Origin of the sequence: Tidjanibacter massiliensis, assembly GCF_900104605.1 — a bacterium.
Lineage (GTDB): Bacteria > Bacteroidota > Bacteroidia > Bacteroidales > Rikenellaceae > Tidjanibacter > Tidjanibacter inops.
This window is the reverse complement of the sequence record NZ_LT629960.1, coordinates 110517-134802: the sequence shown is the minus strand read 5'-3', so window position 1 is coordinate 134802 and position 24286 is coordinate 110517. Positions and strand designations below refer to the sequence as shown.

18 protein-coding genes and 1 pseudogene are annotated in these 24286 nt (G+C 57.0%); 12 read left to right on the top strand and 7 right to left on the bottom strand.

What is annotated here, in order from left to right; translation table 11 throughout:
* Positions 1 to 10 precede the first annotated feature (10 nt).
* The 3 genes from BQ5361_RS01430 to pssA form a co-directional block, all read right to left on the bottom strand.
* Positions 11 to 1369 (bottom strand): transglycosylase SLT domain-containing protein, encoded by a 1359-nt coding sequence (locus BQ5361_RS01430; protein WP_081976816.1) that lies wholly within the window; start codon positions 1367 to 1369, stop codon positions 11 to 13.
* Between the two features lie 69 nt (positions 1370 to 1438).
* Positions 1439 to 3565, bottom strand: a complete 2127-nt coding sequence (locus BQ5361_RS01425; RefSeq protein ID WP_081976817.1) for a putative porin — start codon at positions 3563 to 3565, stop codon at positions 1439 to 1441.
* 46 nt (positions 3566 to 3611) lie between these two features.
* Positions 3612 to 4322, bottom strand: coding sequence for a CDP-diacylglycerol--serine O-phosphatidyltransferase (gene pssA, locus BQ5361_RS01420; protein WP_022062907.1), 711 nt, complete (start codon positions 4320 to 4322; stop codon positions 3612 to 3614).
* A gap of 251 nt (positions 4323 to 4573) precedes the next feature.
* Between pssA and ade the strand changes: the two genes are divergently transcribed.
* From ade to BQ5361_RS01365, 12 genes and pseudogenes are all read left to right on the top strand, one after another.
* Entirely contained in the window at positions 4574 to 6223 is a 1650-nt protein-coding gene (gene ade, locus BQ5361_RS01415; protein WP_035472804.1) for an adenine deaminase, read from the top strand.
* 43 nt (positions 6224 to 6266) lie between these two features.
* Positions 6267 to 6896, top strand: a pseudogene (def, locus tag BQ5361_RS10255) (peptide deformylase); the annotation flags it as partial.
* 24 nt (positions 6897 to 6920) lie between these two features.
* Positions 6921 to 7388, top strand: coding sequence for a nucleoside deaminase (locus BQ5361_RS01410; RefSeq protein WP_035473045.1), 468 nt, complete (start codon positions 6921 to 6923; stop codon positions 7386 to 7388).
* A gap of 216 nt (positions 7389 to 7604) precedes the next feature.
* Positions 7605 to 8684 carry a mannose-1-phosphate guanylyltransferase gene (locus BQ5361_RS01405; protein WP_035472807.1) on the top strand — a complete coding sequence of 360 codons (1080 nt, stop codon included), beginning with the start codon at positions 7605 to 7607 and terminating at the stop codon, positions 8682 to 8684.
* 26 nt (positions 8685 to 8710) lie between these two features.
* Complete coding sequence (locus BQ5361_RS01400) at positions 8711 to 10018, top strand: UDP-N-acetylmuramoyl-tripeptide--D-alanyl-D-alanine ligase (protein WP_257526450.1); 1308 nt, start codon at positions 8711 to 8713, stop codon at positions 10016 to 10018.
* Between the two features lie 56 nt (positions 10019 to 10074).
* Positions 10075 to 10434 (top strand): DUF488 domain-containing protein, encoded by a 360-nt coding sequence (locus BQ5361_RS01395; RefSeq protein WP_035472811.1) that lies wholly within the window; start codon positions 10075 to 10077, stop codon positions 10432 to 10434.
* 605 nt (positions 10435 to 11039) lie between these two features.
* On the top strand, positions 11040 to 14003 hold the full coding sequence (locus BQ5361_RS01390) for a SusC/RagA family TonB-linked outer membrane protein (protein WP_081976819.1): 2964 nt from the start codon (positions 11040 to 11042) through the stop codon (positions 14001 to 14003).
* 29 nt (positions 14004 to 14032) lie between these two features.
* The gene (locus tag BQ5361_RS01385; RefSeq protein WP_081976820.1) at positions 14033 to 15577 is read left to right on the top strand and encodes a RagB/SusD family nutrient uptake outer membrane protein; all 1545 of its coding nucleotides are present in this window, start codon (positions 14033 to 14035) and stop codon (positions 15575 to 15577) included.
* A gap of 22 nt (positions 15578 to 15599) precedes the next feature.
* On the top strand, positions 15600 to 16475 hold the full coding sequence (locus BQ5361_RS01380; RefSeq protein ID WP_022062899.1) for a hypothetical protein: 876 nt from the start codon (positions 15600 to 15602) through the stop codon (positions 16473 to 16475).
* 390 nt (positions 16476 to 16865) lie between these two features.
* A complete protein-coding gene (locus BQ5361_RS01375; RefSeq protein ID WP_035472822.1) occupies positions 16866 to 18890 on the top strand; it encodes a transketolase family protein in 2025 nt (674 codons plus the stop codon).
* Positions 18891 to 19162: 272 nt separating this feature from the next.
* On the top strand, positions 19163 to 19648 hold the full coding sequence (locus tag BQ5361_RS01370; protein ID WP_035472825.1) for a hypothetical protein: 486 nt from the start codon (positions 19163 to 19165) through the stop codon (positions 19646 to 19648).
* Between the two features lie 16 nt (positions 19649 to 19664).
* On the top strand, positions 19665 to 20099 hold the full coding sequence (locus BQ5361_RS01365) for an RNA methyltransferase (RefSeq protein ID WP_143047456.1): 435 nt from the start codon (positions 19665 to 19667) through the stop codon (positions 20097 to 20099).
* Between the two features lie 352 nt (positions 20100 to 20451).
* On the opposite strand, the gene folE is transcribed toward BQ5361_RS01365, so the two are convergent.
* From folE to BQ5361_RS01345, 4 genes are read right to left on the bottom strand one after another with little or no spacing between them, the layout of a single operon-like run.
* Positions 20452 to 21057: a GTP cyclohydrolase I FolE gene (folE, locus tag BQ5361_RS01360; protein WP_035473054.1), complete on the bottom strand. Its 606-nt coding sequence runs from the start codon at positions 21055 to 21057 to the stop codon at positions 20452 to 20454.
* A gap of 45 nt (positions 21058 to 21102) precedes the next feature.
* Positions 21103 to 22263, bottom strand: a complete 1161-nt coding sequence (locus BQ5361_RS01355; RefSeq protein WP_071424884.1) for an amidohydrolase family protein — start codon at positions 22261 to 22263, stop codon at positions 21103 to 21105.
* Positions 22169 to 23131, bottom strand: coding sequence for a DUF4296 domain-containing protein (locus BQ5361_RS01350; RefSeq protein WP_081976821.1), 963 nt, complete (start codon positions 23129 to 23131; stop codon positions 22169 to 22171). Before BQ5361_RS01350 ends, BQ5361_RS01355 begins: the two co-directional genes overlap by 95 nt.
* The gene (locus BQ5361_RS01345; protein WP_081976822.1) at positions 23071 to 24285 is read right to left on the bottom strand and encodes an FtsX-like permease family protein; all 1215 of its coding nucleotides are present in this window, start codon (positions 24283 to 24285) and stop codon (positions 23071 to 23073) included. The genes BQ5361_RS01350 and BQ5361_RS01345 overlap by 61 nt, the downstream gene beginning before the upstream one ends.
* Position 24286 lies beyond the last annotated feature (1 nt).

Here is a 24286-nt window from a genome sequence, read left to right as displayed (position 1 = left end):
ACGAATCCCATCACTCGACCACTTTCCGATAGGTATAATATTTCTGTTTGACACCATCCACGAAAGCGAGCGTCTCGCCGTATCCGCTGAAACGGCGATAGGTCACCGAATCGCACATATAGTCACCGTCGCCCATCAGGGCGAGGCAGCGCGACACAGCCTCCCACGAATCGGGATTCTCCCCTTCGGCCCGGGCGAGCCGGCGGGCATCCCGGACTGTCCCTATTCCGCAGTTATAGGCGGCCAGAATGATGCTGAGGCGCGACTCGTCGGGAGTGCCCTCCGCAAATCCCAGCGATTCGTCGATGCTTTTGATGAGTTTCGCCGCCAGCGTGATGTTCACCTCCGGGTCGGAGAGTCTCCGCTGGTCTATCTTGAAATGGCGGGCCGTGACGGGCATTATCTGCATCAGTCCGCAGGCCCCGCTCGGCGACACGACATTATGCCGGAAACGCGACTCCTTGTAAGCGATAGCCGACAGCAGGCGCCAATCCACCCCCTCCCGCATACCGACCTCCCGTATCATGCCGTCCCATACCGAGATGCCGTTCGGCACACGGCGGTCACCCTCCGCACCGCCGAAACACCGGCCATTTCCCCGGCCGGAGTAGACATCGCACAGCGCGGCATACTCCTCCGTCCGGCTGTATCCGCCGAACCAACGTACGAAATCGTAATACAGGGCAGGATTTTCGGGCGAAAAGACCATGCTGATGTCCACCCGTTCCGCAAATTCATAGACGGTCGCCAATCCCGGGACAAACTCCCCTACCACGGCCGCTTCCCCCTGCTCGCATATCAGAAAGTCGGACTCTCCGCGGGCAAGCCCCGCAGCGAGTTCATATACATTCAGCGGCGAGATGTACAACTGCGCACCGGCAAGCGAATCGAGCAACCCGGCATAACTCGCCGTACGGGTAAACCCTTCGGGCATCACCACCCGACCGCTGCCGACCGTCCCGGAAAGACCGGTTCCGCCGCACGGACGCTCCCTTCCGGCAAGCATGACATAGGTGGTCGTCCTGACCGGAAGCGACAGCGCTCCGGCCTCCACATCGGAAGAGACCGCAACACCGACATCCGTCAAACCGCTTCTGAGATTGTTCCACATACGGGCCGAAGACACCCCTGCGGTAAAATCGAGTTCCCGTCCCCCGTTCTCCGCATACGCCTCCATCAGTTCGCAGAAATAGCCGTAACGCTCTCCGCCTACGACGAAGCATCCCGGTATGCCGGCAGCCGCCGAAACCCTGACCGGCCGGCCGTAACCCGCAGCGAAATTCCGGCCGTCACCTCCTCCCTCCCCCGTACCGCATTCGCACAGGATCAGCAGGAAGAGCATGACAGGCAATATTCGTCTTTTAAACATTCATCAAATTTCTCCGGGCAGCTTTTCCGCTCCGACGGAACCGATACCGCACGCTCCCGCGCACGGCCGTCAGTCATAGAATCCCCACGAGATGCCTATCTTGAATACGCGCTTGTTGAGCGGATAGTGGAGTACCTGGAAATACTCCCTCGTATTGAAGAAATCCTCGCTCAGATGTGCCACTTTCAGCAGGATACGCATACGTTTCCACTTGGCGGCAATGTACACGTCGAGCATCGGGTAACCGCCTATCTGCTGCGCCCGCTGGTTGTAGAACTGTCCGGTCGCCGGATTGTACCCGAATGCGTAATATTTGGTATTATATCTCCCGTCCACCCCTATCTTGAGGCGCAGCACGTCGCGCACGGCGTCGAACTCGAAGAAATAGGAGATATAGGCGCTGACTAAAGGCACGGGGACTACCTGCTGGTCGGTACTCCATTGCAGCAATACCCTGTGGTTCAAATGAAGGCCGCCTATGCGGAAATCCTTCCTGGCATACACTCCCGTCACGCTGACGGCATGCAGGGCCTGGCTGGGCATGGCATTCGCGCCGTAATACACCCGGTTGCCGAGCACGCTCTGGTAAAAGGCCGCCTCCGCATTGACGGTCGGGGCGGTCAGCTTTACCTCAAGACGGGTCTCATTCTCCTTCCGAAAGGAGTTGTTCCATATGAAATGGTTAGAGGAAAACGTCTGGCTCCAGTAGGAAGGCTCGTGCAGCGAATAGCTGAACCTTCCCGTGAGCGAAACGGGATGCTCCTTGAAATAGACGCTGAGCGTCGCATTGGCCTCGGCATCGAGGTCATGCTGTCGGTAGCCCAGAGGCACGTACCGCAGCTTTCCGTTCCATTGGAAATACTTTTTGAACTTGCCGTCCACCGCACCGTAAACGTAGAAACTCTCCTTCTTGACGGGTTTCATATTGCCCGTCAGGTAATCCTGCTGACGGAACTGGTAATAACGGTGCGCATCCAATCCGACCCCCGCATCCACCGTTCCCACGATGGCATCCCGGTCCCAGGGCTGGAGCTGGACGAACAGCCTGTTGGAGAGTTTCGATTCGAAGGTCGAGTCGCGCGAGGCGGTACCGTTGAAATACCAGTGCTCGTAAAAGGGCGTCGTCGGTACCGGCGCATCGGCCGACCCGCCGTCCTTACTGGGGGTCTGCATGCCGGAATAGGTATCGGTATAAACCCTGTTCCAACTGTCGTACTGTAGCGAGTATCCCACGTAAATGGCCGGCACGCCTGCCATCGAAAAGTCGTCGTCGGTCAGGCGGCGCAACGGGATACCGTAACTGTGGAAGGTATAGAAAGTATTGTTCTTCAATATATTTCTCGCATCCGATAACATAAAGGGGATTTCGAACGGGCGCTCCTTCTTCACGCCCGTGATATACCAGTCGTCCACTACGCCGCCGTTCTCCTGCATACGGATGGTATTGAAGATATATCCGGCGTAACCGGTATACCGTTTGCCGTTGTGCGACACGCCGAGCGAGAAATCCGTATCGCGCGTGGCCTGGTTCATGTAGATGCCGCGCGTTCCCATCGTATGATACGTCACGTTGAATCCCGTCGAGGGAGTGATGTTCTGCGCGTGTAGAATGGAGATATTCTCCTCCGCATACTGCCGCTGTCCGGCGGTGATGTACCCCAGTTGGGTAAGCGGTTTCTTCACATTGTAGAACGGGGCGCTCTCCGGAGTGTAAAGATAGGAGTAGAGCGGCTGGGCCATCTGGAAATCCCGGAACTGCGGACGGTCGTAGAACCCCAGCGGGATGGAGGGGGCCCCGAGATTGCCGAGATAGGCATCGCCTACGTCTTTCTTCAGGAAGGGATAATCCACCTGAAAGTCGTACAATATCGTATCAATGCGCGTCATCTCTATCCGGTTCATGGACATGTTGATGTTCCACGCGAAGTTGTTCTGCGAACGTATCGAATCGTTGAAGAAGTAGGATTCCAGCGGTTTGCGCTCCTTTTTGGTGGTATCCATCCTGGCCGAATCGAGTGGCCCTTCCTCAGTCTGGAACGGATTGGCGCCAATGCCGCCGGGGGTCTGGAAATTCATGTCGTTGAAATCGCCCATGCCGGGATTCAGCGTATTGAAGCTCTGTCCGCTAACCTCCGCACAGAACGGCATAACGAACACGGCAAGGACCGTTATGATTTTATATTTCAGACCGCGCATCCAAAAACGGGGTTTCCAGCCGCAAAGATAACATTTTTTCGCCACGTCACTTACACCTACCCACAAGCCATATCACAAGCGAATAGAGGATATAGAGCAGGATGGCGAGCCCGACGCCCGGCATGCCGGCGACCAGAACGATGACCAGCGACACCAGCAGATAGGTATACCGCACCTCGTTGCCCGCGAAGCCGAACCCCTCGAACTTCAGCGAAAACATGCTCACGGGAGAGACCATCAGCAGAGCCAGCACCACCCCTGCGGCGAGTACGGCCCACTGCATCCATGCCGCCGCCGGCAAACCGATACGGCCCGACATGTACCAGCCGAACGCCCCCACGAACAGGGCGCAGGCAGGTACGGGCAACCCGACGAACTCCCGCTTCTGGTCGTCCGAAACGTTGAACCGGGCGAGCCGCAACGCCCCGCAGGCCGTTATCAGCAGCATCACCGCGCTCCATGCGCCGTATCCTCCGGCGAGATAGTAGATTTTCATGGCGACGACGGTTGGCAGCACGACGAAACTGACCATGTCGGCCAGCGAATCGAGCTGGGCTCCGACAGGGGAATATTGCCCGGTGAGCCGCGCCACGAACCCGTCGAGGAAATCGAAGAGGGCTGCCGCCAACATGAGCACGAACGCCACGCGCAATGCCCCGGCCGACTGGAGCGACACCATCGATATAATGCCCAGCGTACCGCACAGCAGATTGGCGAGCGTAATGATATTGGGCAGCGTGATAAGCTTTGCTTTCATGTCTTTCTCTCTGTTTTCACCCGTTTCTTCCGCAAAGGTAATAAATCCGAACGACCGATGCCCCATTCCACCGGTTATTTCCGCCGTGCCGGCCCCCGCACTCCGTTTCACCTACAACGTCGTCCGCTTCCGGTTATTGCCCTTTTCGGAAAACGGGAGCACCGAAGGATTAAAATCCGGCCGGAAATCCTGCAAATCCGGGAGAAATCCCCATTTTTGTACCGGGAACATCAATTTCAATAAGGAACGACATGAAAGCAATATTGATGAAGGGCGGTTCCGTGGCGGACGGTCAGCGGGGAACGGTCTCCCGTGCCGACGTACTCGTCCGGGACGGCCGGATAGCCGCAGTCGGAGAAGGTCTTCCGGCCGCCGGAGCCGAAACGCTGGACTGCACGGGACTGATGGTCACGGCAGGTTTCGTGGATGCGCATGTACACATCGAGTCGAGCATGGTACTCCCCTCCGCCTTCGGAGAAGCGGTACTGCCGCACGGTACCACATGCGTGATAGCCGACCCGCACGAAGTGGTGAACGTGGCCGGAGCCGAAGGACTGCGGAGTTTTCTCGACGAGGCCGCTGCAGCCCCCGTCGGCATTTTCACCGCCGTTCCTTCGAGCGTCCCCGCCACCATGCTCGACACCAACGGCGCGGGCGAGTTCCTCGCCGATGCGATGCGGGAATTCGCCGAACGCCCCGACGTGGCCGGACTGGGCGAAGTGATGTGTTACTACGACGTAGCCGAACGCCGTCCGGAAATCATGGCGAAAATCGCCCTCTTCCGCGACAAGACCATCGACGGCCATACGGCCGGCATGCCGGCCGACCTGCTGGACGCCTACATCGGGGCCGGTATCCGGAACGACCACGAGTGTACCGACGCCGCAGGCATGCTGGAGCGCTACCGGAAGGGAATGAACATCTATATCCGGGAAGGGAGTGCGGCCCGCAACGCGGAGGTACTGCTGCGCTGCGTGAAAGAGCGGGGGCTGGACACTGCGCGGTTCGCGTTCTGCACCGACGACAAGCACCTGGCCACCATCGCAGCGGAAGGACACATCTCCTATATCGTCCGCATGGCCCGCCGGCTGGGCTTCGGATGGGGCGAAACGGCCCGCATGGCCTCCTGGAACCCCTGCCGTTTCTACGGTCTGGAAGACCGCGGCAACGTCCGCGAAGGATACGTTGCCGACCTCGTCGTCACGGACGACGCCTGCAACCGCATCGTCTATGTCATAAAAGACGGCCGGTTGGTCGCCGCGGAAGGCCGTCTCACCGGCACGACAGGCTGCGGCGCCGCCCCGCGCCGCGACTTCCCGAATACCGTCCGTTTCAGAGAGATGCACGCAGCGGACTTCACCCTGCCCGATACGATGAAAAAGGTGGCCATCGAATTGGTGGAGGGACAGCTTCTCACACGCAAAACACCCCTGGCCGATGGGGAGTGGCGGGGACTGACACGCCTGGCCACGGTGGAACGCCACGGCAGGAACGGCAACATCGCCGTCTGCATGCTCAAAGGGTACGGCATCCGCAACGGAGCCGTCGCCACCAGCGTCTCGCACGATGCACACAACGTGGTCTGCGCCGGCGACAACGCAGCGGACATAGCCGTGGCATGCAACCGGCTGCGTGAACTCGGCGGCGGATATACGATAGCCTCCGGCGGCAGGATTGTCGGCGAACTTCCCCTGCCGGCATACGGCCTGATGTCCGCCGAGAATGCCTCCACGGTCGCCGAAACGATACATCATCTGGAAAAGCAAGCCCACGCCATGGGCGTGAACCGCCGCATAGACGCCTTCACGACACTCTCTTTCGTAGCCCTGCCGGTCATACCCTCCCTGCGCCTGCTCGATACGGGACTGTACGACGTGGACGAAAGCCGGTTCATCCGGTAGACGGAGCCAGTCGGCCTGCCGGTACGCGGCAGGCCAAACGACAATGAACGACAACAAAAAACGAACCATGTACCAGCCAGCCTCCATTCTCCGAACGGCCGCCCTGTTGCTGACCTGCACCGCACTCGCCGCATGCGGACCGAAAACATCCGACCGAGGCTTCACGGACGAAGAACGGGCACTGATAAGACCCGACGGCGGCCCGATGCGCCTGCTCTCCGTGAACGACCGCAACGACTCCCTCCTTCTGCGTACCCAATCGAAACCGCTGGACGACGGAATGCTGCACACGGAGGAGTTCGAACGGCTGGTCGCCGGCATGCTGGCGACCGTACGTGACCCCGCGAACGAGGGCGTAGGCATCGCCGCACCGCAGGTAGGTATCCTGCGCCGTCTCATCGCCGTACAGCGTTTCGACAAACCGGGCGAACCTTTCGAACTGTACGTCAATCCTGAGATAACCGGCTACGGGGACGACACGGCCGCCGGACAGGAGGGATGCCTCTCCATTCCGGGCATCGTCGGAACGGTGGTACGCCCGCAGGAGATTACCGTACACTACCGGACTCTCCGGGGCTCCGACACTACGGAGCGGGTCACGGGCTACACGGCGGTCATCTTCCAGCACGAAACGGACCATCTGAACGGTATCCTGTTCACCGACAGAGCCGTACATACAGAACAATACTGCGATACCATGACGAAAGAAGAGTTGATGAAAAAGGCCATCGCCCTCTCGGTAGCCAACGTGGCGGAAGGCGGAGGCCCGTTCGGGGCGGTCATCGCCCGCAACGGCCGAATCGTGGCGACGGGCACCAACCGCGTAACGGCCGAGAACGACCCCACGGCCCATGCCGAAGTGCAGGCGATACGGGAAGCGGCCCGGCGGCTGGGTACGTTCGACCTGAGCGGATGCGAAATATACACCTCCTGCGAGCCATGTCCCATGTGCCTGGGCGCCATCTACTGGGCGCGGCTGGACAAGGTATATTTCGCCAACGGGAAAGAGGACGCGAAGGCCATCGGTTTCGATGACTCGCTGATATACGACGAACTGGCCCTGCCGCGCTCCGAACGGCGGCTCCCCTCACAGGAGCTGATGCGCAGCGAGGCACTCGAAGCCTTCCGCCTCTGGAGCGCGAAGCCGGACAAAACGGCCTACTGACGGCAGACGGGAAAGAGCGGCAGCCGCCCCGAAGAACTCTCCGTGTTCCGGCGAGCGGTGGCGGCCGACGGAACACGACAACGGAACGGGTGCAATTCGCAGCAGAAAGCGTTTGGCCGATGCGCTATTTTTTCCTACTTTTGTTTATCCGGTCCGAAATGCAAGCCGGAAGATGAAATCATTGTTTCGACAGCAACCACAATCCATCCCAAAGCGATGAACAGCCATATCTATTGCGTTATCATGGCCGGCGGGGCCGGAACCCGCTTCTGGCCCATCAGCCGCAGCGGCAGGCCCAAACAATTCCTCGACATCTTAGGAACGGGGAAAACCTTCATCCGGAGCACCTTCGAACGGTTCGCGGAGTTCGTCCCGGCAGAAAACTTTCTCGTCGTCACGAACAGCACCTACCGCGACCTCGTACTCGAACAGCTGCCGGAAATCGCACCGCAACAGATACTGGCCGAACCGCTCGGCCGCAACACCGCACCCTGCATCGCCTACGCCGCTTTCCGGCTGAAGGCCACCGCCCCGGACTCCACCATGATAGTCACGCCGTCGGACCACCTCATCCTCAATGAACCGGCTTTCCGGAACGTCGTGGAAGAGGCGGTCGAGTTCGCCTCCTCGCACGAGGCATTGGTGACCATCGGCGTACAGCCTACCCGTCCGGCGACCGGCTACGGTTACATACAGGTAGACCAGCCCATGCGCCGGGACGGTCTGAACAAGGTGAAGACCTTCACCGAAAAGCCCAATCTGGAACTGGCCAAAGCCTTCCTACAGTCGGGAGAATTTTTCTGGAATTCAGGAATATTCGTCTGGCAGACCCGCACGATACTGGAGTCCATGAACCGGATGCTGCCCGAAACCTGCCAGCTCTTCGCCTCCATCGAGGGAGACTACGGCACCGACCGGGAGCAGGAGGGAATAGCACGCATCTACCCCGAATGCCGTGCCATTTCGATAGACTACGGTATCATGGAGAAGGCGAACAACGTCTATGTGCGCTGCGGCGATTTCGGCTGGAGCGACATCGGCACATGGGGTTCGCTTTACGAATACCTTCCCAAGGATGCCGACGGCAATACCGACAGTCCGGACTGCATCCTGTTCGACACGCACGGATGCCTTATCAAAAAACCGGAGGGGAAACTCGCCGTGGTGGAGGGACTCGACGAATTCATCGTCATCGACACCGAAGACGTGCTGATGATATGTCCGAAAGAGAACGAGCAGAACATCAAGAAGTTCATAGACACCGCACGCTTCACCAAAGGAGACAGATTCATTTGACGCCCGCACCATACACCTTCAGCCACATGCCATCGCAACAGCAAATATCGGAACTATACGACCTCTATACGGCGCATCCTGCCGTCACTACCGACAGCAGGCACATTCCCGAAGGCGCCATCTTCTTCGCCCTGCGCGGCCCCTCCTTCGACGGCAACGCCTTCGCGGCCGAAGCCCTGCGGAAGGGCGCGGCCCTCGCCGTGGTGGACGACCCCGAAGCCATTCCTTCCGGGACGAATCCCGGCAGGGATTATTTCCTTGTCGATAACGTACTCCAGACGTTGCAGGAGCTGGCAGCCATGCACCGCACGCGGCTGGGTATCCCCATACTCGCCATCACCGGCACCAACGGCAAGACCACCACGAAAGAGCTCGTACATGCCGTCCTGTCGCAGAAATACCGGGTATATGCCACACAGGGCAACCTGAACAATCACATCGGCGTCCCGCTGACGCTGCTGGCCATGCCCGCCGGCATCGAATTCGGTATCGTCGAAATGGGGGCCAGCGCCCCGGGCGAAATAGCCGCCCTGTGTCGTATCGCAAAACCCGATTACGGCATCGTCACCAACATCGGCAAGGCACACCTCGAAGGCTTCGGAGACGAAGAGGGGGTGAAGGCCGCCAAAGGGGAGCTTTACGACCGGCTGGCGGCCGACGGAGGAGTGGCTTTCGTCCGGCAGGACGATGCGACGCTGGCCGCAATGGCCGCACAGCGCCCTACGCTGAAAACGGTCCGGTACGGAGCCGAGGCGGCTGACGGCCTCAAAAGCCAGCTTGTCGGGAACTACAACCGCTTCAACATCGCCGCGGCAGCGACCATCGGGCGCCACTTCGGCGTGGGAGAGAAAGAACTCTACGGCGCCATTCGGGACTATGTCCCGACTATCAACCGCTCTCAGATAATACGTACGAAAAACAATATCGTCATTGCGGATTGCTACAACGCCAATCCGTCGAGCATGCGGGCAGCCCTCGACTGGTTCGGCAAACTTTCACCTTACGACCTGGACGCGACCAAATCGGAGAAGATAGCCATTCTCGGAGACATGCTGGAACTGGGCAAATGGAGCGCCGCGGAACACCGCACCATACTGGAGCTGATACTCGGCATGGATTTCAAACGGGTAGTCCTGATAGGGCAGGAGTTCTGCGACGCCGCAGCCGCGGCCGACCTGCGGGAGGCGACACAGAAAATGTCGCTCATGACCTTCCCCGACATGGATGCCGCCCTCTTCTACCTGCGGGAACGGCTCGCTTACGTCAAAAACAAAGTAGTCCTGCTGAAAGGCTCGCGCGGAATGGCGCTGGAACGTATCGTCCGCTACCTCTGACCGCCCCCCGACGGCAAGGCATACTTTTTGCCCCCTCATGCGGAAAAATTTCCGCCATGACACGCATACGCATCAAAAGGGTTTACGAACCCGAATCCCCCGACGACGGCTACCGGGTATTGGTCGACAGGCTGTGGCCGCGCGGCATCCGCAAGGATGCGCTTCACTACGACTCCTGGGAAAAGGAGGTAGCCCCGTCCGCCGCGCTCCGCACATGGTACCATCAGGACCCGGCGGGCCGATGGGATGAATTCCGGAAACGGTACCTGTCGGAACTGGAACACTCCGGGACGGCGGCAGCATTCGCCGGGAAGATACGGGAACTCCCCACAGTCACCCTGCTCTTCGCCTCCCGGAACGCCGCCGAAAACCACGCGCTCATCCTCCGGGAATACCTCGAAACCACCCCCGCATAACACCTTCCGGACGGAGTGTACCCCCGCGGCGTTCTCCGCCCGTCCTGTCCGCAAACGGCTCCGGTCCGTCCCTGCGGCAAAAAACGACAAATTGTCAACTATCGCACATTTCGAAAGATTCGCAACATCCGCACTGCGGATATAGCCGGAACATCGGTTTACCGACAACCGGAACGATAAAAAACAATCTTTCAAAAAAGTCCTACGGCGGTTCGGCACTTCACGCCCGAACCGCCCCTATTCCTCGCCGCAGCCCTGTTTTTCTCGGTTTTTTTTGTGTTTTTACAAAATATCCGTATCTTCGTTCCGCCGTGTGTGATGTCCAAAACCGCGGCAGCACTATCGCACTATGTACGGGCGACAAGCAAGACGCATTGCAAACGAAAGTATTCATCTCTGTTACCGTGGCTTTCAGCGAAAGGTCGCGGTAACGGTGCCGCATGTTCAACTTTAAAATATACGCAACACGGCATGGCTCCGCAGAAAACGGCGGCCGAATCCGACAAAGGGATGATGCCATGCAGGAAATGAAAGAAACTTTAAAACAAGCTAAGCACAAGAAGAAAGGTCATCACATTTAACAACACAAACTAAAATTAATTCGTATGAGAAAAATCGTACTATCAGTTTTCACGATGCTGATAATGTGCTTCCAACTGGCCGCACAGAATCAGCGGGTAACTGGTACCGTAACCGATGCGGCATCGGGTGAACCCGTCATGGGTGCGACCGTTGTCGTAAAAGGTACGCAGAACGCTGCCGTCACCGGCATGGAAGGAGAATACACCCTCAACAACGTTCCCGCGAATTCCGTTCTGGTTTTCGAATACCTGGGATACGCCAAACAGGAGGTAACCATCACGGCGGGCATGACCGTTGCGAATGTGAAACTCTCCGAAGACAACGAACAAATCGAACAGGTGGTCGTGATAGGTTACGGTTCGGCGCGTTCGGTGGGTTCCGTAACGGGTTCCGTTTCCGTCGTGGATGCGAACATTCTTAACGACAAACCCGTGATGAACGTCGCCGACGCACTCTCCGGCCAGGTATCCGGTATGTCCGTCATGACAAGTTCCGGTGAACCTTCCCAGAGTTCGTCCATCCGTATCCACGGTGCGGGCTCCATCAGTGCAGGTACCGAACCTCTTTACGTCATCGACGGTATGCCCTCGTCGGCCAACCAGTTCCTCGCCATCAACTCGAACGATATCGAGAACATGGTGACGCTGAAGGACGCATCCGCAACCTCCATTTACGGTTCGCGTGCTGCGAACGGCGTTATCTACGTGACGACCAAGAAGGGCAGCCGCAGGGCACAGAGAGCCCAGTTCCGTTTCAGCGGCAACTACGGCGTATCCACCCCTGTAAACAACAAGTTCCGCCAGATGAACGGCTACGACCTGCTCGACTGGCAGCTCTATTTCGGCGAAATCTCGCAGACAGACTACGCAACCTACAAGGACAGGCTCGATACCTTCGGCGCAGTGGACTGGTTCCGTTATATCTACCAGACCGCACCTACCTACACGGGTGAATTTTCCGTAAACGGCGGTAGCGAGAACATCGGCTATTATGTATCCGGAAGTTACATGAACCAGGACGGTATGGCACCGCAGTCGAGCATGGAACGCTACACGATGCGTACCAACCTCTCCGCACAGGCCAACTCCTGGCTGCGTATCAACCTCAACCTCGCGGCAGCGGTGGACAAACGCGAATCCACTCAGGGAGCCACGACCTCACAGGGTCTGAACCCGACGTCGGTAACCAACTTCCCGATATACATGGCCACCTACATGACCAGGCAGTATTTCGACGAAGAGACCGGCCGGATAGAGGATTATCTTCTCTTCCCGAACAACATGATTGACCCGTACTACGTCATGGAGAAAGCGCCGCAGTGGGGCAACAACCATCTGCTCAACGGTAACTTCTCCATCGTGCTGACTCCCGTCAAGGGCCTCACGATAACCAGCCTGAACGGTATCGACGGGAATTACAGCACCTACACCTTCACCGGCCTCCCGTCACACTTCGCCTCGGGCGGTACGGGTAGCCGTACGCGTCAGTTCTCGCAGTACTACACCCTCTCGACCAGTAACACCATCGAATACAAATTCGAGCCTATCAAGGATATGCACAACATCACCCTGCTCGTCGGCCAGGAAGGCATCGACTACTACTCGCAGGGATTCATGGCAGGTTCGAGCGGCCAGATTGACGATGCCCTCTACCTGATAGGAAAAGGTACGCAAGTCAAAATGTCCGACGTCGGCGAAAGTTACAGCAGCTACAACATGCTCTCGTTCTTCGGCCGCGTGAACTACGAATACGGCAGGAAATACGCCTTCGACCTCACGCTCCGCAACGACGCGTCTTCGCGGTTCGGTAAGGACAACCGCAACGCGCTGTTCTACGCAATCGGCGGTATGTGGAACATCAAGGAGGAGAATTTCCTCAAGGACAACCGCGTACTCACCGACCTCAAACTGCGCGTGACCTACGGTACGCAGGGTAACTCCTCCATCAGCAACTATGCGAGCCTGCGCCTCGTATCGACGGGAGCCAACTACGGCGACGTATCGGGCAAATACTTCGCATCCACCGGTAACAACTACCTCGGATGGGAGAAGCAGGGCCTGTTCAACGTAAGCCTCGAATTCGGTCTGTTCAACTGGCTGTCGGTTTCGGCAACCTACTACGACCGCCGTTCCAGCGACATGTTGTACGACGTACCCTATCCTCCGTCGTCGGGTATCACCTCCAGAGGCGAAAACGCCCTCAAGATGAAGAACCAGGGTGTCGACCTCGATATCAACGCCACCCTGTTCCATAACGACGACTGGAACATCACCATCGGCGCTGTATTCGGCTACAACAACAACAAGATAACCCAGCTTTACGGCACCACGACCTCGATTCCCCAGCCCGATTCGTTCCGTACGTACGAGGTAGGCAAATCCGCATGGTCGTTCTACATGCCCGTATTCATGGGTGTAGACCCGCGCGACGGTAAGGCCATGTACGACGACGGCAACGGCAACCCCGTAAAGGATACCAACCTCGCCGCATACATTACGCTCGACAAGCAGTACATTGCACCGTACAACGGCGGTTTCGACCTGAGCGCAAGCTGGAAAGGTCTCTCTCTCCAGGTGAACTTCGCATATCAGCTCGACAAGTGGCTCATCAACGGCGACCGCTTCTTCAACGAAAGCAGCAACATCGTACCGAGGACAGCCCGCCCCGAATACATGAAGAACATCTGGCGCGAACCGGGACAGGTTACCAATATTCCGAAATACGGCGAAACTTCGCTCTACAGCACGGCATATCTGGAAAACGCTTCCTACCTGCGTCTGAAGAACCTCTCGCTCTCCTACCAGCTGCCGCAGTCGCTCCTCAAGAAGACCGGCTTCATTCAGGGCGTAAAATTCTCCGTTGTAATGCGTAACCTTTGGACGCTCACCAACTACACCGGATACGACCCCGAATACGACAGCTCGATTATCTACGGTATGTACCCGAACACGCGTCAGTACTCTTTCGGTCTGGAACTCGTATTCTAATAATTAACGATTAATATAAAACCAACTATATGAAAAATATAATGAAAGTTGCACTGCTAATGCTCCTCGCGGGAAGCATAGCAAGTTGTAATCTCGACAAATACCCTGACGGCGACGCGATACCCGAAGAGCAGGCGTTCACTACCTTCAAGGACGCCGGCCAGTTCCGCCTCAGCCTCTACTACTTCGCCCGTCAGTGTTTCTCGTCGTACACCGTCATCCCGGTGAACATGCAGGCGGAAGGTATCAATGCTACGCTGGATTACGGTAACCAGATGGGCTTCCAGTACACCTGGACGTTTGCCGACAACGACGGCTACGTAGAACAGCTCTGGACATACTGCTACGGCGGTATCTACCAGATTAACTACTTCATCCAGAAAGCCAACGAACTCATCGAACGGGACAACTCGCTGGAAGAAGGCAACGAAAACAAGATGACGGAAAGCGAACGCGAACAGCTCAACCTCTATATCGGCGAAGCCCGTCTGTTCAGGGCCATGATAAACCACCAGCTGGCCACGTTCTACTGCAAGGACTACAATCCCGAAACGGCTAAGACCGACTGGGGTATCATTCTGACCGACAAGGTCGATGTGAACGCAAGGAATAAAAGGTCTACCCTGTTCGACACGTACGACTTCATCAACAAAGACCTCACCGCAGGCAAGGAGGCTCTGGAGCGCTACTACAATGAGCTCGGCAATCCTACGCAGTATTATTATCTCTCTCCGCTGACCGCCCAGTGCCTCGAAGCGAAGATACTGCTGCACACCGACCAGTATGAAGCCGCTGCCACCGCTGCCGCTGCCATTGCAGACGCCTCGATACTCATCAACAATGCCGACGCATTCGCCGACATGTGGAAGAACAACACCAACGGTACGGAAATCCTGTTCCAGTTCTACGCCAGCCTGAACGAAGGCCGTTCGCAATACGGCAGCATGTTCTGCGAAGACCCGTACAACGACGGCAAACAGGTACAGCCGCTCTATCTGCCCTCCGCATGGCTGCTGAACCTCTATGCTTCCAACGACATCCGTTCGCAGGTATATTTCAGGTCGGACGTGCCCATACTCAGCGGTACGACGCTCTACACCGGAGTGAAATACATCTCCAAGTATCCCGGTAACCCGGCCCTGAATACGACGGCCACGACCAACGAACTCATGCAGAACGTAGTCGTTTACCGAAGCGCAGATTTCGTACTGATGGCTGCGGAGGCTTATGCACAGGCAAACAATCTCGACGGAGCCAACAAGTATCTCGAGAAACTGCTTACCGCACGTATCCCGGGCTATACTTACACACCGTACGCATCGATAGACGAAGTATTCGCCGCTATCAAGCAGGAACGCCTCAAAGAGATGTTCATGGAAGGCAACCGTATCGCGGACCTCAAGAGGTGGGGCGACGCAATGGACCGTACCGGTCAGGACCCGCAGGCAAGCTCGCTGGTAGTAACCACCGGCCTTTACCTCAACATCCCCGCTACGGACTACCGTTTCGTATGGCCTATACCGCAGTCGGAAAAAACATCCAACCCGAACATCTCGGACCAATTGAACTGGTAATAAACGGTTAATCAAACACATTATGAAATACATCAAAGTAATATTCTTAAGCATATTGGGCGCTGCGGCACTCTCTTCCTGCCAAAAGGACGAAGGTCCTATCGACCCCGGCACTGCCGTGGTCAATTTCGGACAAACTTCGGTAACGGTAAGTGAGAACTCGGGATTATTCACTGTGCCGCTCGAACTCACCGGCGAACCCGGAGGATACCCCGTGACCGTCAATATCACCGCAACCGGTGTGGACGACATCGACCAGGTACTGCTCATCACATCGACTACGATTAAGATTACGGAAAACAACGATTCGTTCGTACAGATGATTCCGGTATGGCAGCCTACCATCAACGACGACTTCACCGTTACGCTCACCATCGAAAGCGCCAACGGCGCCAACATCGGTTCGAGCAACACCTGCAACGTCACGATTGAGAATGTCATGGCCGTACAGTATGGTCAGTACACTTTCAAAACCTCGAACGGCTCCCCCTCGGAGTGGACTCTTATCCTGCGGGAAGGTGCTAACGGAACCTATATCATGGAGAACATGTTCGACGTAAGCGATTCGCCGAAACTCATAGGTGAATTCGACGCAGAGAACATGCAGATGACATTCGACGGCCGCGTGAACGGTTTCGGCGATGCGAACTACAACGGCAAGATTGGCTGGGGCCAGCGGGGCAGCGACTACCTCGCCTTCCAGTGCAGTTCGCCCATGGTATTCACCGTGAATGAAAACATGGAACTGGAAGGCACAAATGCTCAGTTCTTCTTCCTGCTCCTCATCATGGATGAAACCGGTTCAGCCATTACCAAACAGGAAACCCTGGCATCCTTCAACGGCGGTGTCTGCACGTTTGAAGGCGAAATATCAGGCGATACGGAATGGCCTTTCTAAAGTATTCCTGAACAAAAAGAAAAACCGGCTGAAGATTTCAGCCGGTTTTTCTTTTCCTCACGCACCAACGGACATCCGGCCAGCCTTCCCCTCTCCTTAGGCCGACAGTCACACCGACCGTTCTTTCGGCCGTTTCCCCGGCCGCATCCGGTTCCGGCAGTAAGCCGTATGTCACTCGCTCCCAAATGAACGCACGACGAAGAGCCCGACAACCAGCCGCCGACGCCCCCACCAAAGGCAGACAGATTATCAGGAAAAAGTACGGAACGACAAATAGTTGGGAGGAACCGTGTTTCTTTCATACGAAATACCTAAATTTGCGATGCCGTTGCATACCGGCACGGTCGGGTGACGAACCCGAAGAGCTATAAAATTCACTACTAATTAATCATGGACAACACAATCACCAACAGGGCGGCGGACAACATCAGGATACTGTCTGCGGCAATGGTCGAAAAGGCAAAATCGGGACATCCGGGCGGAGCCATGGGAGGCGCCGACTTCATCAACATCCTCTATTCGGAGTTCCTGAACTATGACCCCGACAAACTCGATTATCCATTCCGCGACCGTTTCTTCCTCGACCCGGGGCACATGTCGCCGATGCTCTATTCGGTCCTCGCACTGGCCGGCATCATGCCTGCCGAAGAGTTGCAGCACTTCCGCCAGTGGGGAAGCCATACCCCCGGACACCCGGAGGCAGACCTCGCACACGCGATAGAGAACACCTCCGGCCCGCTCGGACAAGGACATGCGATGGCGCTCGGCGCTGCCATTGCCGAACGCTTCCTCGTCGCACGGTTCGGTGAATGGATGGCCCACAAGACATACGTATACATCTCCGACGGCGGTATCCAGGAGGAGGTGGCACAGGGCGTAGGCCGCATGGCCGGATTGCTCGGACTCGGCAACTACATCATGTATTACGATGCCAACAACGTCCAGCTCTCAACCACTGTCGAGGAGGTCATGAACGAGGACATCGCAGGCAAATACCGTGCATGGGGCTGGAACGTCATCAGCATAGACGGTCACAACCCCGACCAAATACGCGAAGCGCTGACTGCAGCGGGCAGGGAGACCGAACGCCCCACCCTCATCATCGGCAGGACCGTCATGGGGAAAGGGGCCCGCGGAGCGAACGGCGAAAGTTTCGAGAACAAGGTATCGACCCACGGACAGCCTCTCTCGGCTGCCGGTGCAGACATCGCCGCAACCATCAGCAACCTCGGCGGCAATCCCGACGACCCGTTCGCCATCTTCCCGCAGAGCCGCAAACTGTACGAGGCACGTGCGAAAGAGCTGCGCAACTGGGTGGCCTGGATGAAGGAAGAGGAGGCCAAATGGCGCCGTGAAAGTCCTGAACTCGCCGGAAAGCTCGATTCCTTCCTCAGCGGCAAACTCCCCGAGATAGATTTCGATGCGATAGACCCCGGCAAGGACGTCGCTACGCGGGCGGCATCCGCCAAGGTGCTGGGCGTATTCGCGGAAAAGATAGGCAACATGATAGTCGCCTCGGCCGACCTCAGCAACTCGGACAAGACGGACGGCTTCCTCAAAAAGACGAAAGCCTTCGCCAAAGGCGACTTCTCCGGACAGTTCCTCCAGATGGGCGTCAGCGAGTTCACCATGGCCTGCATCATGAACGGTATGGCCCTGCACGGCGGCGTAATTCCCGCATGCGGTACCTTCTTCGTCTTCTCCGACTACATGAAACCGGCCATCCGCCTGTCGGCCCTCATGAGGCTGCACGTCGTCTATATCTGGACGCACGACTCGTTCCGCGTCGGTGAGGACGGCCCCACGCACCAGCCCATCGAACAGGAGGCACAGATAAGGCTCATGGAGCACGTCCACAACCACCGGGGCGAACGGTCGATGGTCGTACTGCGTCCCGCCGACGGCCAGGAGACGGTCGCCGCATGGAAATTCGCCATCGAGGAGCAGCGCCCCGTAGCGCTCATCCTCTCGCGCCAGAACATCAAAGACCTGCCCGGCGACCGCAAAAAAGAGGCGAAAAAACTGCACAAGGGGGCTTACGTGGTAGCCGATGTCGCAAAACCCGACGTGCTCTTGATAGCAGACGGTTCGGAAGTCTCCACACTGGCCGACGCCGCACAGCTCCTGGCAGAGGAGGGTATTTCGGCGAGAATCATATCCGTTCCCTCGGAGGGACTGTTCCGCGACCAGGGTACGGCGTATGTCCGCGAGATACTGACGCCGGGAGTACCGCGCTACGGCCTCACCTCGGGGCTCTCCGTAAACCTGCGTACCCTTGTGGGCGACGACGGGTTCATACACGGTCTCAACCATTTCGGATACTCCGCACCGTACAAGGTACTCGACGAGAAGTTCGGCTACAACGGCCCCAGCGTAGCGGTAGAGGTGAAAGAGTTCCTCAAGAGCCTCCAATAAGAGATACGAACCGACTGAATGAAAAGGAAGGGCCGGGAAGCCCTTCCTTTTCATTTACCATTATCCCAATGGCGCATCTTCGCCAGCCGAAAGAGCATCGTTTTTCCGACCTGCAAACCGAACAGACGAGACGGGCGATATTACCGCCATATTAAAATCCGGCGATACAGACGCCCGTATATATACTTTGATATTCGGGATGTTATCATTAAATTTGTTTGAACGGATACAGTTATCACCATCCGCATGACAAAATCTAAAACCGCAAGCCTATGAAAACCCTCACTCGAATTTTGTTGCTGTGCCTATTTCCCGTCTTGGCTACCGGTTGCGAAAAAGAAGTGATTACCCGGTATGAACAAACAGGATATAATGAATATAAGTTTATCAATAATTCTTCGAAAGATGTATTCGTCGCGTATGAGTCATTCGATGATGGCATAAGACGAGATGGATTTATGATAGCTACAGGTGGTTGTCATTCCGTTTATAAAATGTACTCTGATCCATACAGTGATACGAATAGTCCATTCTTTTTATATGGCTCATTCTCCAAGTATGTAGATTGGCTATATTTTTATACTGATGAACTTTATGTGGTATTCGAGCCTTCACCGGAGAGTCCTTATTTCGATGCTTTTTACGATTCGGTCTATACTGAAAACCATATTACTTACCATGTCTATACCATTACGGACGATTTCTTCAAAGATGGGCGGCCGGTAGAAGAACTCGGAGACGGAATTATAATCGGATAACGTAAAACTTCGACCTATGAAAAAAATATATGCGATAGGTATGTTATGCGTATTGGCAGCAAGCTGCCTTTCATGTCGCAAACAGGTAGAGCGAATCGAATATTTACCGAACTATCATCAGGTGTATCTGTTTCAGAACAAGAGTTCCAGCGACTATGTTCTGTTCCGGATTTACTCTTCTGGGCCGGGCGGTAGGGCTGAAGACGGTTTTTTCGTGGGGAAAGGCTATAAGGATGATTCCTATCACGATGTTTACTCGTTCGACGGTGCGAATCCGTTCTACCTGCTGCCGGATGCGACCGAGAACTATACGACCATATCCAACGGCAAGGTATATGTCGTCCAGCGTCCCGGCGATGCGGGAAGCGTGTACGACGATGCGTTTTGGGAAGAAGCGCATTATCGGTTCGTCGTAACGGATAAACTGTTCGAGAACGGAACGCCTTTATAGACCGAGTGTATCGCAGACAAAAAGGGAAAGGTTCTGCATCTTTCCCTTTTTCCATATATCACCACACGCCACGGAAAGACCGCTCCTGCCGCAGTCGGCTTTCCCCGCGTTACCCGCCAGAGGCCGCCTGATGGTCCCTCAGGGCTTTTCGCACCGTACGACCGGTTCCGGCGACAGACTTCCGAATCCGCAGAAGAAAAATACCGCACACCGACGCGTCATGCCCTTGTGTATTCCGCACCGAAGAGAAGAGCGCTCCCAAACGAGGATTCCGTTCCCCGCAGAAGAGCCGTATCGGACGCAAGAAGACGGCTACAGGGAGATGCTCCCGGACGTTCGCACCGCCGCTATACTACCGCAAGTTGCTGCTGATGATTTGCAGGAACTCCTGCCGCGTATTCTGATTCTTCAGGAACGCCCCGGTAAACGCCGAAGTAGTCGTCACGGAGTTCTGCTTCTGAATGCCGCGCATCTGCATGCAGGTGTGCGCCGCCTCGATGACGACCGCAACGCCCATCGGGTCCAAAGCCTCCTGGATACAGTCCCGAATCTGGACCGTCAGGCGCTCCTGCACCTGAAAACGTCGGGCGAAACACTCCACCACCCGTGCCACCTTGGAGAGGCCCGTAATGTATCCGTTGGGAATATAGGCCACATGCGCCTTGCCGTAAAACGGCAGCATGTGATGTTCGCACATGGAGTACAGTTCGATATCCTTGACGACGACCATGTGGCGGTAATCCTCCCTGAATTTGGCCGAAAGAAGTATCTCCTTCGGGTCTTCGCCGTACCCCTTCGTAAGAAAGGCCATGGCTTTCGCCACCCGTTCGGGCGTCTTCAGCAGCCCTTCTCGCGAAGTATCTTCCCCCAACAGTTCGAGTATCCGTTTATAGTGGCCGGCGAGTTCCTCCACCGTCCGCACGTCGTATATGTCTTCCCTTTCGTACAGTTTGTCCATCTCCGTCATTGCGTTTAGTCCGCAAAGGTATCACATTTTCCGATGCTATAAAAGCCGTTCCGCCCGCGAATCCTCCGTAAGTCTCATATTCCCCCAGTCCAGGCCGCTCAGCAACACCGCACCCGACCGGGAACCGGCCTCGAATCCGCCCAGCCGCTCCTCCATGCCCAGCGCCTGCGCTCCGTTCCCGGTAGCCCAAGCGAGCAGCTCTTCGAGCGGCACGTCGCCCAGCGCCCGCAGCTCGGCCACCATGTCCAGCGCCGTATTCGACGCCAGCGAATCGGTTCCGACAGCTATCCGCACCCCCTTGCCACGCAACAGTCCGACGGGCGGCGAGAGCCGCGATATGTAACGGTTCGAGCAGGGACACAACACCCACGTCACTCGTCCGGTGAAATGGGCTTCTATCCGTTCCACATCCTCCTGCGTCACGCAACAGTTATGTACGAGAAGTATATCCCGCCCGGGCGGTACCGAAGCCGTAATGCGCATCGCCGGCGAACCGTACTCGGCGAAATCTATCGCCGTCCCGCGCTGCGCATACCACGCAGCCAGTTCGCCGCGCCCTTCGAACAGTTCACGCTCCGCAGGACTCTCCATAAAGTGTACGGAAAGCGGCCCGGTACCCGATGCCACGGCCGAACGGAACGCCGCATCCTGCAGGGAATAGGTAGCATGGGGGGTGACCGTACAAGGCAGCCCGCAGGCCTCCGCACGCCGTACGAGCGGCTCCAGCCCCCGTGCCGACGAAGCGCCCAATCCGAAAAGTTCGAGAAAACTCAGATAGTCCACCGGACTGTCCGCCTTGACGGCAAAGGAGGAATCGCCGTTGCAGACATCGCCTACCCCGCCAATCCCCTGACGCCACATCCGCCGGTCGGCCTCTGCAGCGGCCAATTGCCGCTCCTCCGGCCCTTTCAGGCCGCGCACCTCTCCCATGCCGCGGGCGAAAGCGGTAAACCCTCCCCCCTGCGGAATGGCTCCCTTCAAATAGGAGAGTTCCAGATGGCAATGCGCATTGACGAAATCGGGGACAAGGATGCCGTTATAGAATTCGACTCCGGCACAGGCATCCACATTCCCGGGAACCTCCACCCCCGCTACCCGGCCGTCACTCGACCACGAGACTATCGCATTGCGCAACAACGAGCGGCGATGGTACACGTAATGCGCGGCTATCCGCCTTCGGAGCGTAATATTCTTCATATTCCCTGTCGTCTATCATCAACCGATAACCGTATTCATGCGACAGCACCCTGCGGGCCTCTTCGAGCGGCGGCTGGTAAACGACCACCAGCGAATCTATCGTAAGGTGCATTCGCTTCGGTTTCTCGGGATAGTTGCCGAACTTCACGGCGAGCTCCGTTACGTCCTCCCCTCCGGAGAGCACGACATTGTGTTTTATGCGCCTCCCGCTCAGCATGCGCAGCGTAGAACTCGACCGGACAAGGCTGTCGTCCGTCAACAAGGCATGGCGGTTGGTCAGATTCTTGTTTCCGTCGAGCGAATCGATAAGATAATAGTAGGTTATATCGACCTTGCCGGCACCCTCTTCCAACGGCACCCGCAAGGTGAGCGCCGCCGAATCGGCCAGGCTCCGGATGGTGATAAGCGAGTCGCGGAACACCTCGCGGCGGCTCACGGCATACGCCATGCTGTCGATAAGGTCGAGAACACGCACCCGTTCGGTTACGGCCGCCTGTTCGGCCTCGAGTTTCGCTATCGCCGCCTCCACGATGTCCGTCAGCCGGAAACTCTTCCGCTTCGTGGCATCCGTTATCGTCTGCCGGAAGTCCTCGGCCGTGTAGCCGTACTTGCCTATCAGGGGACCATAGATGTCTACGCTGTCGAACCGCAGATTCATATTATTCCGTTCCATATAGGCATTCAGGACATACATGTCCTTGAAGATATCGGCGAGCGTCTCCTCCGGTATCTGTTTGTATCCCCTGCAGGAAGCGAACAGTGCAGCGACGCACGCGAGCACCGCACATAACCTGTAAACCAATGCCTTCATAATCTTACCGACGACTTGGGTATCATTCTCGATACCGTTAATCCGTTTATTATCCATGTCACGCCGAATGCCGCCGCCGCGACGGCCACGATGTCCCAGAACCGCACGACCACCGGATAGGCATCGACCAGAAACGACGCAGCCCCTATCTTGATGATACCGAAATGCTGCTGCACGAGCGCAAAAGCCAGCCCTACGGCGAGACCACCCGCCGTTCCGAGGCCGCTTATCAACATGCCCTCCTTCACGAAGATACGCCTCACGAAACCGACGTCCGCCCCCATCGTAAACAGTATCCCGATGTCGGGCCTCTTGTCGATGATAAGCATCACGAGCGAACCGATAATGGAAAAGGAGGCTATCACCAGCACCAGCAGGCTGATGAAGAAAATCCCCAGCTTCTCCAGCTTCATGATGCGGTACATGGAGGCTTTCTGTTCGTAACGCGTCATCACCCTGAAATCGTCGCCCAGCCCCGCCGCCAATTTTTTCCTGACGCTCTCCGGTCGGCCTCCTCCCGCCTTGACCGCAATAGCCGAAGCCTTTCCCGGATAATCCAGCAACTCCTGCGCGAAACCGAGCGTGCTGAGCACATACGTCCCGTCGGTCTCCGCATCGAGCCGAAAGATACCGGCGGGAAAGAGCCCTGCCGTCCGGTAACCGTCTATCGGAAGCAACGACGAATATTCGCCGCGCCGCACCGCATAGACGTTCAGCGGGTCGTACAGGGCGGTCTTCACCCCGAGGTCGTAAGCAAGCCCCTGCCCGACCACCGCCTGTTCCATATCGCCGAAACGCAGTTCGTAATCGCCGTACGCAATGGTCTCCCGTACGGGAACCACCCCTTCGTAACGCTCGTCCACGCCGCGCAGCCGGGCCGTGGTCTGCCGACCGCGGTACTCCAGCAGCACATTCTCCTCCAACAGGTAGGAGAAAGATTCAACACCCGCCTCAGCGAACGCCTCTTCATCCACAGAGGCAATGTCGAACACCTTGCCTTCGGCGGGAACCACGACAAGCTCCGGGTCGAAAACGCCGTACATGCTCTTCACCAGTCCGTCGAATCCGTTGAACACGGAGAGCAGGATGACCATGGCCGCGACCGGTACCCCCACCGCGAAGATGCTCACCCTCGATATGATGTTTATCACCGAAAGGGAACCCCGCGAGGAGAGGTATCTGCGTGCGAAAAGCGACGATATGCGGCCCACG